Source organism: Variovorax sp. CF313 (assembly GCF_000282635.1).
In the GTDB taxonomy this organism is placed as follows: domain Bacteria; phylum Pseudomonadota; class Gammaproteobacteria; order Burkholderiales; family Burkholderiaceae_C; genus Variovorax.
Genome location: NZ_AKIW01000075.1, coordinates 39,862 through 54,589, shown reverse-complemented (window position 1 = coordinate 54,589; position 14,728 = coordinate 39,862). Strand labels below are relative to the sequence as shown.

Here is a 14,728-nt window from a genome sequence, read left to right as displayed (position 1 = left end):
TGCCGTGGTTCGAGTCACCCGAAAGGATGCCCGGGAGCGACAGCAGCAGGCTTGGCGGCCGGCTCGGTGCCACGCACGCCGTAGCCCTGCAGCCACCGCGCGCCCACGCGCGAAGCGATGTGCATGTCGTCTTCGCGCTCGATGCCATCGACCACGACCTGGGCCGCGAAGTGCGTGCAAAGGGAAATCATGCCCTGCAGGCACTCGATGCCGAAGGTGTCGTCGCGCGCGCGGCGCAGCAGCGACGCATCGAGCTTCACGATGTCGGGCCCGCAGGACTGCAGCGCGGCGAGGTTGTCGTTGCCGCCGCCGATGTCCCGCACGGCGATGCGGCAACCGCGCAATTGCATCTGCACGCAGAAGTCGTGGGCGGCCTCGAGATCGGCCAGCGTGGCGCTGCCCACGATCTCGATCACGAGGCGCGAGGCCAGCGCGGGCTCTTCGTCGAGTGCCGCGCACAGCGAGGCCCACCAGTGGTCGAGCTTGGTGCTCTGCGCGCAGATGCCCACGCCGATGTGCGCGCAGGTCTGCGACCTCAGTTCCGCCAAGGCCTGGCGCACCGCGATGCGATCGAACGCGCGAGCCAGCCCCAGCCGCTGCAGGCACGGCAAGAACACCTCCTGCGCAAGAAGCGCCGGCTCGCTGCGGCTCGGCGGCAGACGCACGCGCCCTGCGAGGTAGAAAGTACTGGCATTGCCGCCAGCGTGCACCACCGGCTGCCATTCGAAGGAGAGCGCCTCGGTGCGCAGCGCTTCGCTGACGCGCACGGCGACGTCCATGTCGGAGCGGTAGCGCTGGCACCATTCGTCGGCCCTGTTCTCGCGCAAATCCGGAAACGGTTGCGCAGTCCACAGGGCGAACTCGATCTCCGACGTGCCGAGCTGCTCGGGCGGACGCACCTCGATCCAGTCGGCATGCAACTGCACCATCGCGGCGATGCCCTTCGCACGCACCGGCTCGGCGCCAAGCACGGCAAGCAGCGTCTCGATTGGGCGGCTCCGGTGGCGCACGTCGTGCGGCAGCTCACGGATGTCGCGCGCGCCGCAGACGAACGCGTCGTTGGCCCACAGCAGGAAGCAGTCGTCGCGCAGCCGGGCCATGTCGGTGGCAGCCGAGGTGAGGAAGTGGGCGCACAGGCGGCGCTGTATTTCAAGGCTGGCGGCGGCTCCGAAATCCTGCCCATAGGCTTCGATGAGGTGCGGCAGGTTCGCGATGAACACATAGGCGCAAGGCCTGCGCGGCGCTGCTTGCAGGGTGGGTGCGGCGTCGGTTGCAACAAATGGCGCGGCCCGCGCGTTTCGCTCGGCATGTTCCCCATGCGCGCGGCTCCCCGCCGCTGTGCGTGGAGTCCATGCGACGGACCACGGAGTCTGTGGTGAGAGGGCGACCATCTGATCCTCCTTCGGACAATTCGTTTTATGAACCTTCCGGATGCTACGGATTGCAATGGTCGTTGACAGCGCTTTCGCGTCCCAACTGTGTTTCCCATCACATCTGCTCCGGGGCTCGCATTGCGCCAGCGAAGATTTCATTCCCTTTTGGCGTGCATGGAGTAGCGCATTCCACACAGGTTTTTTCAAGATAGCCGAAAGGCTGCGCGCCGACAGCGAAAGATCGATTGCGCAAAGGATGCGGTCGATAAGCTGAAGCGGAAAGTACGCGGTGCAGCAGCGCCGTTGGTGGCACCATCGGCATCAGTGAAGCACTCGTCGAAACTTCTGGTGATGCGTATCGTCCTCTGGAGCGCTGCAATCGTCGCCCTGGCCATCCTCATGGGCGTCGTGTACGAGCAAGCCGGCCGCTACCGCGCGGCGCGCGACTTCCCCGCGTCCGGGAAGATGGTCGACATCGGCGGGCGAAGAATCCAGCTGGATTGCCGGGGCTCCGGCTCGCCGACCGTCGTGTTCGAGGCGGGCCTGAGCGCCGGCGGTTCGTTGAGCTGGTCGGCAGTCCAGCCGAAGATCGCAGCGCGCACGCGCGCCTGCTCGTACAGCCGCGCGGGGCTGATGTGGAGCGATCCTTCGGATGCGCCTCCCAGTGCCAGGCAGGTGGCGCACGATCTTCACACGGCACTCGCCCGCGCAGGCGAGCGGGGCCCCTACGTGCTGGTCGGCCAGTCGCTGGGCGGGCTCTTCGCCACGAGTTTCACGAGGCACTTCGGCGCCGAGGTGGTGGGGCTGGTTCTCGTCGACCCTTCGCATCCGGACCAGGTCGCGCGCGTCGCGGACTTCATGACGGAGACGCGGTCGTTGCGCTCGCGCATCGCCGTGTCGCTCGCGTGGTCCGGCCTGCTGCGCGCGGCGGCTCCCTCGCTGCTGCCGCAGGCGCGGAACCAGACGGCGCGCGATGCGCAGGCGATCCGCGCCTTTGCGCCGAAGTCGTTGAGCACGCAGTTGGTGGAAAGCGATGCGACCGACGCCACGCTCGCCGAGGCCGGCGCCTTCCGCGACCTGGGCAATCGACCGCTGGTGGTTCTCACCGCGATGGCGCCGTACACCGAGGCGGAACTCCGGGGGATGAAGATCACGCCTGGGCAGGGCACGCAGGTGCAGGCCATCTGGAAGCAGCTGCACGAGGACGAGGCGACGTGGTCCTCGCGAGGCAGGCAGGTGCTGTTGCCGAACGCCGGTCACGACATCCAGTTCGACGACCCGGATGCGGTGATCGACGCGGTGCTGTCCGTCGTCGCGGTGGTTCGCGCGGATCTCGGCGCCGCGCCGCACTGACGCAACGGCGGAAACAGTGGCAGCGCGTTACCAGCGGACCTTCACGCCCACGCTGCCGTCGATTCCGCTTTTTGTGCGGGTGGCTCCGCCCGAGGCCCACAGCTTGCCCAGTTCCGCGTACAGGCTCATGCTCGGCGTCAGCTGCAGCGTGGCGCCTGCCGCCAGCTCGGTGCTGGTGCCGCCGGTGCGCGTGGCGATGTCGGTGTACGCCGCGGGGCCGATGAAGCGGCTGACGTCGGTGCCGCCGCCGCTGCGGTAGACGTTGACCCGCACGTAGGGCTGCAGCAGGCCGGCGGAGGTGGCGATCTCGCCCTTGACCCGCACGCCCGCGCGCGCCAGCCAGCCGCTGTGGCTGTCCTGCTGCACCAGGGCGCCCGGGATGCCCGTGTCGTGCAGGCTCACGCGCTGGTGCACCAACTGCAGCTGGGGCTCGAGGGTCCAGTTCGGCGCGATGGAGAAGGCCTGGCCCACCTCGATGGAGGCCAGCAGGCTGTTGCCGCTGCCGGAACTGCCGAAGCCCAGCGTGGGTGCCGCCGTGTAGCGGTGGCGGCCGGCCTGCAGCACGCCGTCCACGTACAGGCCGCTGCCGTTCTTCCAGGTGGCGTAAGCGCCCAGGTACTGGCTCTGCAGGTCGTTGGAGCCGGCCGCGTAGTTCGCAAGGCCGCGAGCGAAGCCGGTCACGCGCATGTCGCCGTCGAGTTCGCCGATGTAGATGCCGGCACGCCAGTTGGCGTCAGCCCACAGGTCGGTGCCGGCCTGGAAGCCCGTGAGGCGCCCCTTGCTCGCGGGGCTGACGGTGCCGCTCTGGTCGATGGTGCGGTTCGTGCTGATGAGGCGGGCCCAGGTCTGGCGGTAGCCCTGGTCCGGTGTAGCGGTGCTGGCGCCGGCCGGGCCGTCGTCGCCCACGCGCTGGTGCATGTTGCCCAGCATCGCCAGATTGGATTGGCGCAGCTGCTCGGGCAGCGCCGCGTACAGCGGCACTTCGGCGCGGTAAGTTGGCACGATCACGCCGCCGCCACCGCCGCCACCGCCATTGCCGCCAGTACCGCCGCCGGTGCCGCCACCAGTACCGCCGCCGTTCCCGCCACCGGACGGCGGGACGATGACGGCGCTGGAGCGCAGGTACCAGTTCTCGCCCGCGCCGGCCGCGTCGGCGGCGTACAGCCGGTACTCGAAGGCGCCGGCATCGACGTGGCCGCCCGCCAGGACGAAGGCGCTCCTTGTGGTCTGCGCGGTGGTCGTGGCGCCGTTCAGCGCGCTGACGACTTCGATGCCGTTGCCGGCGGTCAGCGCGCCCAGGCCTCCCAGGTTGGTGATCTGCACGTTGGTCGTGCCGCTGGCAATGGCGGTGCTGCCGCTGAGGACCAACCGGTCGCTCGCGCTGGTGCTGTCGCCCAGCGCCGTGCCCAGGCGCAGCGTGCCGCCGTTGCCCACCCACGGGCCTGTGACCGTGAGGACGGTGCCGGGCGCGCCGCCCAGCAGCGAGACGGTGCCGCCGTTGGCCATGGACGCGATGGTCTGGCTCTGGCCGGCCAGGTCCAGCGTCGCGCCCGAGGCGACCGTGAAGGCGCTCGTGCTGCTGAAGGTGTTGGCCGCGCCGGCGCGCAAGGTGCCGGCGGCGACGCTGGTGGCGCCCGTGTAGATGTTGGCGCCGCCCAGGGTGAGCGTGCCCGCACCGTCCTTCACGAGGCTGCCGGCGCCCGAGATCGGGCCCGTCCAGCCCATGTCGTGGCCGTTGGTGTTGAAGGTGCCCGTGCCGCTCAGCAGCAGGGCATTGCCCAGGCTCAGGCCACCCGCGCCGGCGATGATGCTGGCCGTGGCACCGCTGTCGATGGCAACGGCGCCCGACAGCGCCGCGCCGGTGTTCAAGGTGAGGCTGTTGCTGCCGCCCGTGAACTGCACGGCCGAGGCCCGGGTGATGCCATCGCCGCCCAGTCCGCCGGAGATGGTGCCGCTGCTGCTGATGGCGAGGTTGGCGCCCATCACGCCCACGCCGCCTGCACCGTTCGCGCCGCTCGCGCCCCCGTTGCTGTTGGCGCCGCCGACGCCCCCGGCGCCGCCGGCGATGGAGCCGCTGTTGGTGATCGTTGCCCCGGCGCCCGTGACTCCCAGGCCGATGCCGCCGTCGCCGCCAGCGCCCGGCGCGCCGGTGCCTCCCGCGCCGCCGCCGCCGGCTCCGCCAGCGCCTCCGGCGCCAGCCGTGACTGCGCCGGTGTTGACCACGGTCACGGTGCTGCCGGTCAATGTGATGCCATTGCCGCCGGCGCCGCCGCCGCCGCCCGAGGCATTGCTGCGCGCCGGCAGCAGTTCGGACCCGCCTGCGCCGCCGGCTCCGCCCGCGATGGTGCCGCCGTTGGTGAACGTGAGGCCCGGTGCCGTGGCGTTCAGGAAGAATCCGCCGCCGCCGCTGCCGCCGCCACCGCCTTGCGAGAAGGCGCCGCCGCCCTGGCCCCCCGCGCCGCCCGTCGAACTGCCGGAGGCCGTGTAGTTGCCGAGCGGGCCGTTGAGGATGGACCCGTAGCCTCCCGCGCCGCCGCCGCCGGCCGCCCAATAGCCGTTGCCGCCCGCGCCCCCGGTGCCGCCGGTGTAGCTGTCCGAGGAGGAAGAGACGCCGCTGCCGATCGACGCGCCCTGGAAGCCACCCCCGCCGCCGCCGCCGTATCCGTTGCCGTTGCTGAAATCGCCGGTCTGGGACTGGCCCGCGCCGCCGTTGTCGCCCTGCATCACGCCCGGGCTGACGACGTTGCTGGTAGTGCCCGCCGCGCCACCCGTGCCGGCGGTGGCGCCGCCGAAGGAGCCGATATTCGCGTTGGAGCCCGCCGTGACGCCGGCATCGGTCGACGACCCGCCAGTTCCTCCGCTGGCGCCCACCGTGGTGTCGTTGAGCCCGCCGCTGCCACCGCTGCCGTTGCTGCCGCCGCTGCCGGCGTGCAGCGTCGGGTCGCCGACGGGCTGGCCGCCGGCGCCGCCAGCCGCCAACGCCGGCCCGGCGCCCAGAAGCAGCACTGCCATGGCCACGGCCCCCAGTTCGCCCAGCCGCGCCGACCGCGCGTGGCCGCGCGAGGTTTCGGGGGCGGCCACCCAAGTGCCGAGCGTTGGATTCCACAGGGTTCGAAAAGTCTTGTTCATGGCTTCAATCGTCCGTTCGTTACCTGGCGGGCAGGCTCCCGTGCGCCGGAGCACTCTCCTCTTGCGCATGCAGATGTCTTGTTTTTGTTTGCAAGACAAAATGTAAGTACGCGTATGGGGCGGCGATATGCCCGGAACCGGGTACCCCTGAGGAGGCCGATGAGGAGTGCGTGGGAGCGTGCAGCCTGTGCCGTGACCGCTCGGCATGGCTCGCGGCGCGGCGGCGCGGGCCTCTTGGGGCCGATCTCGAGGGCCGCAAGCGTCAGGGTGGAGCGCCGCCTGCCGCGGAACTCCCCATGATAAGTGTCTAAAAGTAACCGGTGTTTCGAGCCGGATACAGCACTGCTCGGCCGTTGCGGCCGATCCGGTCCTCAATCGCGAGTGCTTGTCGGAGCTTCCGGCGCCGGCAGGGTGGACTCGAATTGCGCGGCGCCGCTCGCCGCATCGCAGCTTGCCTTCAACTCGGCCGCGACCTGCTCCGGCTCCTGGCGCAATTCCGCAAGATCGCGCTCCCCGACGCAGCGGCCTTCGAGCCGCACATAGATGCGTTTGAAATCGCCACCGAGTGCCCGGGCCACGTCGCCCAGGCACTCGGCGAGCGTGGCGAAATCGCCGTCACGGTACGAGCTGGGCGGTATCACGCCTTTCGAACGCGGCGCGCGAACCGTGTAGGCGTAAGACGCGGCTTCTTGCCTAAGCTCCACCACATGCTGCAGGCAGAACTGAACTTCCCTGACTCTTTTTTTCATGGCCGCAGTGTAGGTGCGGCCCCACCGGTGCTGCCCCCGGGGGAGGGGGCGTCATTGCGTGCGCTGCTTCGCGACGAACTCCGGCGTCACCGTGCCCTGCTTGTTGCCGAATTGCGCGATCACGTAGTTGGCGAGCGCCGCGACTTCGGTGTCCGTGTAGGCCTTGCCGAAGGCCGGCATGTAGACCTCCTTGTCGAGCACCCGCATCCTCACGCCCTGCAGGATCATCTGCGTGACGTTGGAGCCGTCAGGGTCGTTCACGCCGCGCGTTCCCAGCAGTGATGCGTTGGCCGTCTGCTGGCCTTGCCCGTTCCACTGATGGCAGCTCGCGCATGCCGCAGCGAAGAGCCTGAGCCCTTGCTCGTGGCCTTCGGCCGTGTTGGCTGCCGGTGCCGCTGCGCTCGCAGCAACGGCCCACGGTGCCTTCGCATCGACCTCGATCGGCGCCTTGCCCGACTTCGCCGGTACCGTGCGCAGATAGCTCACGAGCGCCGAGGCGTCCTCCGGCTTCAGGTATTGCAGGCTGTGTTCCACCGCCTCGCCCATGGGCCCCGAAGCGGAGCCTCGGCCCTCGGCATGCCCGGTCGTGAGGTACGAGGCAAGCTCGGCATCGCTCCATGCGCCGAGGCCGTTCTTCGCATCTGACGTGATGTTGTAGGCGCGCCAGCCCTGGACCGACTCGCCCGCGAGGTCGTTGCCCCTTTCCATCGCGAAGGCGAAGTTGCGCGGCGTATGGCATTCCGCGCAGTGGCCGAGCGCTGTCGCGAGGTACTTGCCCTGGTTCCACGCTGGCGGCTTGGACGCATCGGCCTCGAAACGGGTGCTCTTGAAGAAGGCCGCATTCCAGAAGCCCATGGCCCAGCGCTGGTTGAACGGAAATCCCAGGTCGGCCTCCCTGTTCGGCTGGTTCACCTTGGGCAGGCTGAAGATGTACGCCTTGATCGCGAGGATGTCCTTGCGGCTCAGCGCGGTGTACGAGGTGTACGGGAACGCCGGGTACAGGCGCTTGCCGTCCGCGCCCACGCCGTCGTGCAGCGCGCGCACGAATTGGTCGTCGCTCCAGTTGCCGATGCCCGTGGCCGGGTCCGCGGTGATGTTCGACGAGTAGATCGTGCCGAAGGGCAGCACGAAGGGCAGGCCGCCCGCAAAGGGCTGCCCCTTGCCGGGCACCGTGTGGCAGGCGATGCAGTCGGCGGCCTTGGTGAGGTATTCGCCGCGCACCAGCAGCGCCGCATCGGCCGGCGCACCGGCCAGCACCGGCGCCTCGCCCTCGGAGCCGTCGGTACGGTTCAGGAAGAAATACAGCGCCGCGCCAACGACGAACAGCACCACCAGCACCTTGAGGAGCCGCTTCATGCTGCGCTCCTTGCGCCGTGCCCGGCATCGGCGATCTTTTTCTTCAGCGCCTCCTTGTCCTGCGCCAGCAGTGCACGGTTCACCGGCAGCGCGCGCAGCCGCACGCCCGTGGCCGCGAAGATCGCGTTGGCGAGTGCGGGCGCCGCAATGGCGGTGCCGACCTCGCCGAGCCCGCCGGGCGCCTCGCCGCTCTTGACGGTATGGACCTCGACCGGCGGCGCCTCGTTGATGCGCAGCATCCGGTAGTCGTGGAAGTTGCTCTGCTCGATGGTGCCTTCGCGCAGCGTGATCTCGCTGAAGAGCGCGGCGCTCAGGCCGAACAGCAGGCCGCCCTGGATCTGCGCCTCGATGGAGCTCGCGTTCACGGCAATGCCGCAGTCGAGCCCGACCACCGCGCGCCGCATGCGCACCTCGCCCTGCGGCGTGACCTCGACCTCGACGATGGCACACACGCGGCTGCCGAAGGCATCGCCCACGGCCACGCCACGCCCGACGCGGGCCGGCAGCGTGCCCTTGCCCCAGCCGATCTTGTCGGCGGCCAGGTCGAGCACCGCCAGCGTGCGCGGGTTCTTCTTCAGCATCGCGCGCCGGTAGGCCACCGGGTCCTTCTTCGCGCGCTGCGCCAGCTCGTCGATGAAGCTCTCCATCACGAAGAGGTTGTGCGTCGGCCCCACGCCGCGCCACCAGCCGACGTTCAAGCCGGGCGGCATGTCGTGCCGCACCCACTCGACCTTGAGGTTCGGCAGGTCGTAGCAGGGCTCGGCCACGCATTCGACCAGGTCGCTGTCCATGCCGTCCTTGCCCATGAAGGCCGGAGCCCACCGGCCCAGCACCGTGCCGCCCGCAATGCGGTCGCCGAACCAGAGGATCCGGCCCTCGCCGTCGACCACGGCCGAGATGTCGTCGTGGTACATCGGCCGCACGATGTCGTGGCGGATGTCCTCCTCGCGCGTCCACACCACCTTGAGCGGGTAGGGCACCTGCTTGGCGAAGGCCACGGCCTGCTCGACCGAATCGGTCTCCAGCCGTCGGCCGAAGCCGCCGCCCAGGTACTGGTTGTGCACCACGACCTTGTCTTCGGCCAGGCCGGTGATCTTGGCCGCGGCGCTCACGCAGCGCGTGGGCACCTGCGTGCCGACCCAGATTTCGCACTGGTCGGGCCGCACGTGCACCGTGGTGTTGAGCGGCTCCATGGTCGCGTGGGCCAGCATCGGAAGGTCGTAGGTGGCCTGCACCAGCGTGCCCTCGGGCCGCTTGCCGGCTTCCTTGCCGATGATGGCCTTGTCTTTTGCCAGCGCGTTGGCCAGCGCCGCACGCAACTGCTGCGTGGTGAGCGTGGCGTTCTGCCCCGGCGTCCACTGGATCTTCAATGCATCGAGGCCCCGCTTCGCGGCCCAGAAATGCTCGCCCACCACGGCGACCGCGTCCTTGATGCGCAGCACGTCGATCACGCCGGGAATCGCCCGCGCTGCCTTGTCGTCCACAGAGGCCAGCACGCCGCCGAGCGTGGGAGAGGCCTTGACCGTCGCCACCTTCATGCCCGGCAGGCGCACGTCGATGCCGAATTGGGTGGTGCCGTTGACCTTGCCGGCCGAGTCGACTCGCCGCAGCGGCTGGCCGATCAGCTTGAAATCCTTCGGCTCCTTCAGCGTCACCTTGGCAGGCATCGGCAGCTTGGCGGCCGCACCGGCGAGCGCGCCGAAGCCGAGTTGCCGGTTCGACGGCGCGTGGCTTACCACGCCGCGCGCGACCGTGCAGCTCGCAGCATCGACCTTCCACTGCGCGGCGGCAGCGCTCACCAGCAGCGTGCGCGCCACCGCGCCGGCCTCGCGAAGCACGCCGTAGGTGCCGCGCGTGCTGGTCGAGCCGCCGGTGATCTGGCCGCCGAGCAGCGGCATGCCGTACAGCGCCTCGTTCGGCGGCGAATGCTCCACGCGCACCTGGTCGAGCTCGACGCCGAGTTCCTCGGCCAGCAGCATCGCCGAGCCGGTGTAGATGGCCTGGCCCATCTCGGCCATCGGCATCACGAGGCGCACGCCACCATCGGCGTCGATGCGAATGAAAGCGTTCGGCGCGAAGGCGGGGTTGCCATCCACCAGCGCAGCGGCCGCGTCGGCGGGCTGCTGCCGCGGGCTGATGGCGGCAAAGGCCTTGCTGCCGCCGACCCAGGTGAAGGCCAGCGCCAGGCCGCCGGCCTGCAGTGCGCCGCGCCGGCTGATACCCACGGCACCCACGGCGGCCGGCTTCACGATGCGCTCCTGACAGGCATCGCGACGACCGACTGCAGCACCTCGGCCTTGCCGGTGGCTGCCTGCTTGATGGCCGCGCGGATGCGCGAGTAGGTGCAGCATCGGCAGATGTTGCCCGACATGGCCATGTCGATGTCGGCGTCGCTCGGGTTGGGTGTGCGCTGCAGCAGCGCGGCCGCGGACATGATCTGCCCCGACTGGCAATAGCCGCACTGCACCACGTCGACGTCGAGCCAGGCCTTCTGGATGCTCTTGCCGGCCGGTGTCTGCGAAACGGCTTCGATGGTGGTGACGGCCTTCTTGCCGATGGTGCCGATCGGCAGCACGCATGAACGCACGGGCTGGCCGTCGAGCTGCACGGTGCAGGCGCCGCACTGCGCGATGCCGCAACCGAACTTGGTGCCGGTGAGGCCGACGACGTCGCGCAGTGCCCAGAGCAGCGGCATGTCGTCGGGAGCGTTGAGGGCAACGGACTGGCCGTTGATGTTGAGATCGATCATGGACCCGCCTTCTTGTCTGGTTCGCCGTGGTGGCAGCAAACCATAGCGCGACTTCGGAAAGCGCGCTCGGCGGGCAGCGCAGCACTCAAGCGGGCTGCTCGGTTTTCATCGACGGGTGCTCATTGCAAGCACCCGAAGGTATTCATCGCCGTGCGAAACGGCGCTCGGATCCGCGCAGGATCGTCTCAGGCGGGAGCCTTCTGTGCGGGCGCCTGCACCGGCGGCGTGCCGGTCTTGAACATGCTCGCCAGTTGCTTGCGCAATTCGGGTGTGTCGGTGTGGCCGTGGACGGCCACGGCGTGTTGGACGGCGGCATCGAGCAGTTCGCTCTCGCTGTCTGCGGACAGCGCGACACTGCAGTTCATCGTGCTCGGATACTCGCGGCAGTCGATGTATTGGCGTGACATGGCAGCTCCTGGAATGTCCTCACGGACGTGCTTCGAAAATCAGGTTGAAGGGCGTCTCGCTGGCGCGGCGGAAATGCGTGAATCCGCCCTGCGTGACGACGTCGCGAAGGCGCGCCTCGCCCGCCTGCGCACCGAGGCAAAGGCCCACCTCCTGCGAGCGCGAGGCCGGCGTGCAGATGAAGTTCGACGCCGAATAGAACACGCGCCCCACGGGGTTGATGTTGTCCTCCAGCCGGTCGTTGGCGAACGGCTCCACGAGCATCCACGTACCCTGCGGCTTGAGGCTTCGCCGCACGTGAGCCGCTGCGCCGACGGGATCGCCCATGTCGTGCAGGCAGTCGAAGAACGCCACCAGGTCGTAGTCTTCGCCGGGAAAGTCCTTCGCGCTCGCGACCTCGAAGCGCAGGCGCTTCGCATCGTCGATGCCGGCCTTGCGCGCCGTTTCGCGCGCGCGTTCGATCGAAGGCGCGTGGTAGTCGAAGCCGACGAAGCTGGACTCCGGATAGGCCTGTGCCATCAGCAGCGTCGAGGCGCCGTGCCCACAGCCCACATCGGCCACGCGCGCGCCGCGCTCCAGCAGCGGACCGACACCTTCGAGCGCCGGAATCCACTGGCTCACGAGGTTGGCCGCATAGCCGGGCCGGAAGAAACGCTCGGTGCCGTTGAAGAGGGCGGGGTCATGCTCGTGCCAGCCGATGCCCAGGCCCGTGCGCATGGCCTGGACCATCTTGGGAATGGCCTTGAACTGCGCCACTGCGATCTGGAAGGCGCCGGGCACGAAGGCGGGGCTGCCTTCCTCCGCGAGCGCGAAGGCCTGCTCCTCGGACAGCGAGAACAACTCGCCCTTCGGTTCGTACTGCACATAGCCGCTGGCGGCCTGGGCCGAGAGCCATTCGCGCAGGTAGCGCGGGTCGGTCTCGGTGCGGCGGGCCAGCGCCTCGGCGGTGGCGGGGCCTTCGGCCAGCGCCTTGTACAGGCCCAACTGGTCGCCGACGACGATGGTGGCCGCGTGCATCACGGCACCGATGTCGTGGACGAAGTTACCCATGAACGCGTTAAGCCGTGTTTCGTCGATAGCCATGTGTATCCCCTTCGCCGGCCGGCGGCATACGCGGCGCTTGCCTGCCTATACTGAATCGGCGGCAAGGGCCTGCGAGCATCCTGCGTCTCGATGCATGCAGGCGCCATACGCAGCAATGCGTATGTGCCGTGAAAGGGGCATGCCATGACGCACCTGACGCGCAACGATTGCGCAAGCGCACTTCGCCTGCTGGAGCAGCTCGAGTCCGGGCATTCGCCCGTGCGGCATCGCGAGGCCGCCAGCAATGGCTTGCGCACGACCCTGCACGTCGCCAAGGCACCGGGCCGGCGCGAATTTCGCCAAGCCGAACTGCAGGCCGACTACTGCCGGCGCGTGGGGCTGGAGCATGCGGTGGCGGTGGCCTTGCTTTACCGGCTGGCCCGCCGCACCGAGGCGCCGTTGCCCGATGCGCCGGCCATGAACGCACCGCCCCCCGGCCTCACGCCCCGCGAGGGCGAGGTCATGCACTGGCTCTCGCGCGGCAAGACCGACGCCGAGATCGCCGCCCTGCTCGCGATCAGCCCGCGCACCGTGCACAAGCACCTGGAGCACGTCTACGTGAAGCTGGGCGTCGAGACGCGCACGGCGGCCGTGCTGCGCTCGCTCGGCATGGGCGGGCCCGACATGCCCTGAAAAAAAGCGCGCCCGGCAAGCAAAGCCGGGTATCGGCACGCGTTGGCCGAGAATCTGCCGCTCATTCAAGCGGGAAACGAACAACGCCATGCTGAACGTCGCCAAGACCATCCGCAGCTTCAACGCCGGGCGCGATCCCGAGCGCCTGGTGATGAAGTACGCCAACCTGCGCGCCAACCCCTTCGTCTTCCTGCGCGGCACCTGCCACCTGTTCTACGACCGCCTGCCGGCCGATGCGCTGTTCACCAAGGCGCCGGCGGCCTGGCTGTGCGGCGATGCCCATCTGGAGAACTTCGGCAGCTACAAGGGCGACAACCGGCTCGCCTATTTCGATCTCAACGACTTCGACGAGGCCGCCTTGGCGCCCGTGACGTGGGAGCTGGTGCGCTTCCTGTCGAGCATCCTGGTGGCCGGCGGCAGCCTGCGCGCAACGCCCGACGATTCGAACGCGCTGTGCAAGGTGTTTCTCGAAGGCTACGCCGGTGCATTGGCGCTCGGCAAAGCCCGCTGGGTGGAGCGCGACACCGCCAGCGGCCTCGTTCATGAACTGCTCGCGACGCTCAAGGCCCGCACGCGCGCCGCCTTTCTCGACAAGCGCACCGAACGCAAGAACGGCGGCCGGCGCATTCGCCGCGACGGCGAGCACGCGCTGCGGGCCGACAGGGCCGGGCGCGAGCGAGCGGCCAGGCTGATCGACGCATTTGCGGCATCGCAGGACAACCCGGGCTTCTTCAGGGTGCTCGACGTGGCGCGGCGCATCGCCGGCACCGGCAGCCTGGGAATGGAGCGCTACGTCGTCCTGGTCGAAGGCAAGGGCTCGCCCGACGGCAACTACCTGCTCGACCTGAAGCAGGCAACGTCGTCGTCGCTCGTGCCGCACCTGAAGATCAGGCAGCCCGCATGGCCGTCGCAGGCGCATCGCGTGGTGGCAATCCAACGCCGCATGCAGGCTGTGTCGATGGCCTTCCTGCATCCGATCGTCGATGGCAAGTCTTCCTACGTGCTGCGCGACCTGCAGCCCAGCGAGGACCGGGTGAGCCTCGACGTGCGCCGCACCGGACTGGGCCAGGTCAGCGGCGTGATCGAAGAGATGGGGCAACTCATGGCCTGGGCGCACCTGCGCAGTTCGGGGCGCCAGGGCTCGGCCATCGCAGACGAGCTGATCGACTTCGGCACCTCGGCCAGGTCGTGGCGCCGCGACCTGCTGGACGCTGCGCACCAGTGCGCAGCGCAAGTCGAGAACGACTGGAGGGCCTACTGCCAGGCTCATGACGCGGGGAAGATGGCGTAGCCTTCCCCGCCGGGCTGCGTCAAGCCGTTCATGCAGTCCTAGCTTCGCCGCGACCCAGCGGCGCGCGCCTTGCCAGGCAGCAGGTGGTCGAGCGGCAGCGCCGTCTCCGACTTGATCTCGCGCAGCACGATGCTCGAGCGCACGTGCGTCACGCCGGGCAGGCTGAACAGCACCTCGTGCAGGAAGCGCTCGTAGTGCTTCATGTCCGGCACGGTCACGTTCAGGATGTAGTCCGCGGGCCCCGTCGCCGACACGCAGCGGATGATCTGCGGGCTCGCGGCCACCGCCTCCTCGAAGCGCTGCACCATCGCCTCGCTGTGGCGGTCGAGGTTCACCTCGGCCACGGCCGACACGTGCAGGCCCACCAGTTCGGGATCGACCAGCGCCGTGTAGCCGCGGATGACGCCGGCCGCCTCCATGTCCTTGATGCGCTTCCAGCAGGGCGTGGGCGACAGGCCCACGGCCTCGGAAATCTGCTGCACCGTCTGGCGGCCGTCATGCTGCAGTGCAGAAAGAATCTTGAGGCAATGCTCGTCAAGAGAAAGAGAATCGACGTTCATGGCGAACTCCGAGAAGATTATTCTTCAAACAAGGGTTGGCGCCAGTG

Annotated in this window: 12 protein-coding genes; 3 read left to right on the top strand and 9 right to left on the bottom strand. The window is 69.1% G+C overall.

Annotated features, from left to right (window positions below; translation table 11 throughout):
- Positions 1 to 14: 14 nt before the first annotated feature.
- Positions 15 to 1,220 carry an EAL domain-containing protein gene (locus tag PMI12_RS18680; RefSeq protein WP_237726114.1) on the bottom strand — a complete coding sequence of 402 codons (1,206 nt, stop codon included), beginning with the start codon at positions 1,218 to 1,220 and terminating at the stop codon, positions 15 to 17.
- A gap of 504 nt (positions 1,221 to 1,724) precedes the next feature.
- Here PMI12_RS18680 and PMI12_RS18675 point away from each other — a divergent pair.
- The gene (locus PMI12_RS18675; protein ID WP_007835592.1) at positions 1,725 to 2,726 is read left to right on the top strand and encodes an alpha/beta hydrolase; all 1,002 of its coding nucleotides are present in this window, start codon (positions 1,725 to 1,727) and stop codon (positions 2,724 to 2,726) included.
- A 27-nt stretch (positions 2,727 to 2,753) separates the two neighbouring features.
- Here the strand turns inward: PMI12_RS18675 and PMI12_RS18670 are convergent, their stop codons facing one another.
- The 7 genes from PMI12_RS18670 to PMI12_RS18640 all read right to left on the bottom strand — a co-directional run bounded on the left by PMI12_RS18670 (position 2,754) and on the right by PMI12_RS18640 (position 12,197).
- Positions 2,754 to 5,855: an autotransporter outer membrane beta-barrel domain-containing protein gene (locus PMI12_RS18670; protein ID WP_007835590.1), complete on the bottom strand. Its 3,102-nt coding sequence runs from the start codon at positions 5,853 to 5,855 to the stop codon at positions 2,754 to 2,756.
- Between the two features lie 371 nt (positions 5,856 to 6,226).
- Complete coding sequence (locus PMI12_RS18665) at positions 6,227 to 6,604, bottom strand: hypothetical protein (protein ID WP_007835588.1); 378 nt, start codon at positions 6,602 to 6,604, stop codon at positions 6,227 to 6,229.
- Positions 6,605 to 6,655: 51 nt separating this feature from the next.
- The gene (locus PMI12_RS18660; protein ID WP_007835586.1) at positions 6,656 to 7,960 is read right to left on the bottom strand and encodes a c-type cytochrome; all 1,305 of its coding nucleotides are present in this window, start codon (positions 7,958 to 7,960) and stop codon (positions 6,656 to 6,658) included.
- The gene (locus PMI12_RS18655; protein WP_007835584.1) at positions 7,957 to 10,209 is read right to left on the bottom strand and encodes a xanthine dehydrogenase family protein molybdopterin-binding subunit; all 2,253 of its coding nucleotides are present in this window, start codon (positions 10,207 to 10,209) and stop codon (positions 7,957 to 7,959) included. The genes PMI12_RS18660 and PMI12_RS18655 overlap by 4 nt, the downstream gene beginning before the upstream one ends.
- Positions 10,206 to 10,709 (bottom strand): (2Fe-2S)-binding protein, encoded by a 504-nt coding sequence (locus tag PMI12_RS18650; RefSeq protein ID WP_007835577.1) that lies wholly within the window; start codon positions 10,707 to 10,709, stop codon positions 10,206 to 10,208. The genes PMI12_RS18655 and PMI12_RS18650 overlap by 4 nt, the downstream gene beginning before the upstream one ends.
- A gap of 185 nt (positions 10,710 to 10,894) precedes the next feature.
- Complete coding sequence (locus tag PMI12_RS18645; RefSeq protein WP_007835573.1) at positions 10,895 to 11,116, bottom strand: DUF1059 domain-containing protein; 222 nt, start codon at positions 11,114 to 11,116, stop codon at positions 10,895 to 10,897.
- A 19-nt stretch (positions 11,117 to 11,135) separates the two neighbouring features.
- Complete coding sequence (locus tag PMI12_RS18640) at positions 11,136 to 12,197, bottom strand: class I SAM-dependent methyltransferase (RefSeq protein WP_007835571.1); 1,062 nt, start codon at positions 12,195 to 12,197, stop codon at positions 11,136 to 11,138.
- 144 nt (positions 12,198 to 12,341) lie between these two features.
- On the opposite strand from PMI12_RS18640, the gene PMI12_RS29625 reads away from it, so the two are divergent.
- Positions 12,342 to 12,830: a helix-turn-helix transcriptional regulator gene (locus tag PMI12_RS29625; RefSeq protein WP_007835570.1), complete on the top strand. Its 489-nt coding sequence runs from the start codon at positions 12,342 to 12,344 to the stop codon at positions 12,828 to 12,830.
- An 88-nt stretch (positions 12,831 to 12,918) separates the two neighbouring features.
- Positions 12,919 to 14,121 carry a DUF2252 domain-containing protein gene (locus PMI12_RS18630; RefSeq protein WP_007835569.1) on the top strand — a complete coding sequence of 401 codons (1,203 nt, stop codon included), beginning with the start codon at positions 12,919 to 12,921 and terminating at the stop codon, positions 14,119 to 14,121.
- 38 nt (positions 14,122 to 14,159) lie between these two features.
- Here PMI12_RS18630 and PMI12_RS18625 read toward each other — a convergent pair whose 3' ends face one another.
- Positions 14,160 to 14,681: an Lrp/AsnC family transcriptional regulator gene (locus PMI12_RS18625; protein ID WP_007835568.1), complete on the bottom strand. Its 522-nt coding sequence runs from the start codon at positions 14,679 to 14,681 to the stop codon at positions 14,160 to 14,162.
- Between the last annotated feature and the right edge of the window lie 47 nt (positions 14,682 to 14,728).

Coding starts and splice junctions, on each gene's coding strand:
- PMI12_RS18625 (WP_007835568.1), bottom strand. CDS start 14,681: ATGAACGTCGATTCTCTTTCTCTTGACGAGCATTGCCTCAAGATTCTT.
- PMI12_RS29625 (WP_007835570.1), top strand. CDS start 12,342: ATGACGCACCTGACGCGCAACGATTGCGCAAGCGCACTTCGCCTGCTG.
- PMI12_RS18665 (WP_007835588.1), bottom strand. CDS start 6,604: ATGAAAAAAAGAGTCAGGGAAGTTCAGTTCTGCCTGCAGCATGTGGTG.
- PMI12_RS18645 (WP_007835573.1), bottom strand. CDS start 11,116: ATGTCACGCCAATACATCGACTGCCGCGAGTATCCGAGCACGATGAAC.
- PMI12_RS18630 (WP_007835569.1), top strand. CDS start 12,919: ATGCTGAACGTCGCCAAGACCATCCGCAGCTTCAACGCCGGGCGCGAT.
- PMI12_RS18675 (WP_007835592.1), top strand. CDS start 1,725: ATGCGTATCGTCCTCTGGAGCGCTGCAATCGTCGCCCTGGCCATCCTC.
- PMI12_RS18660 (WP_007835586.1), bottom strand. CDS start 7,960: ATGAAGCGGCTCCTCAAGGTGCTGGTGGTGCTGTTCGTCGTTGGCGCG.
- PMI12_RS18640 (WP_007835571.1), bottom strand. CDS start 12,197: ATGGCTATCGACGAAACACGGCTTAACGCGTTCATGGGTAACTTCGTC.
- PMI12_RS18650 (WP_007835577.1), bottom strand. CDS start 10,709: ATGATCGATCTCAACATCAACGGCCAGTCCGTTGCCCTCAACGCTCCC.
- PMI12_RS18670 (WP_007835590.1), bottom strand. CDS start 5,855: ATGAACAAGACTTTTCGAACCCTGTGGAATCCAACGCTCGGCACTTGG.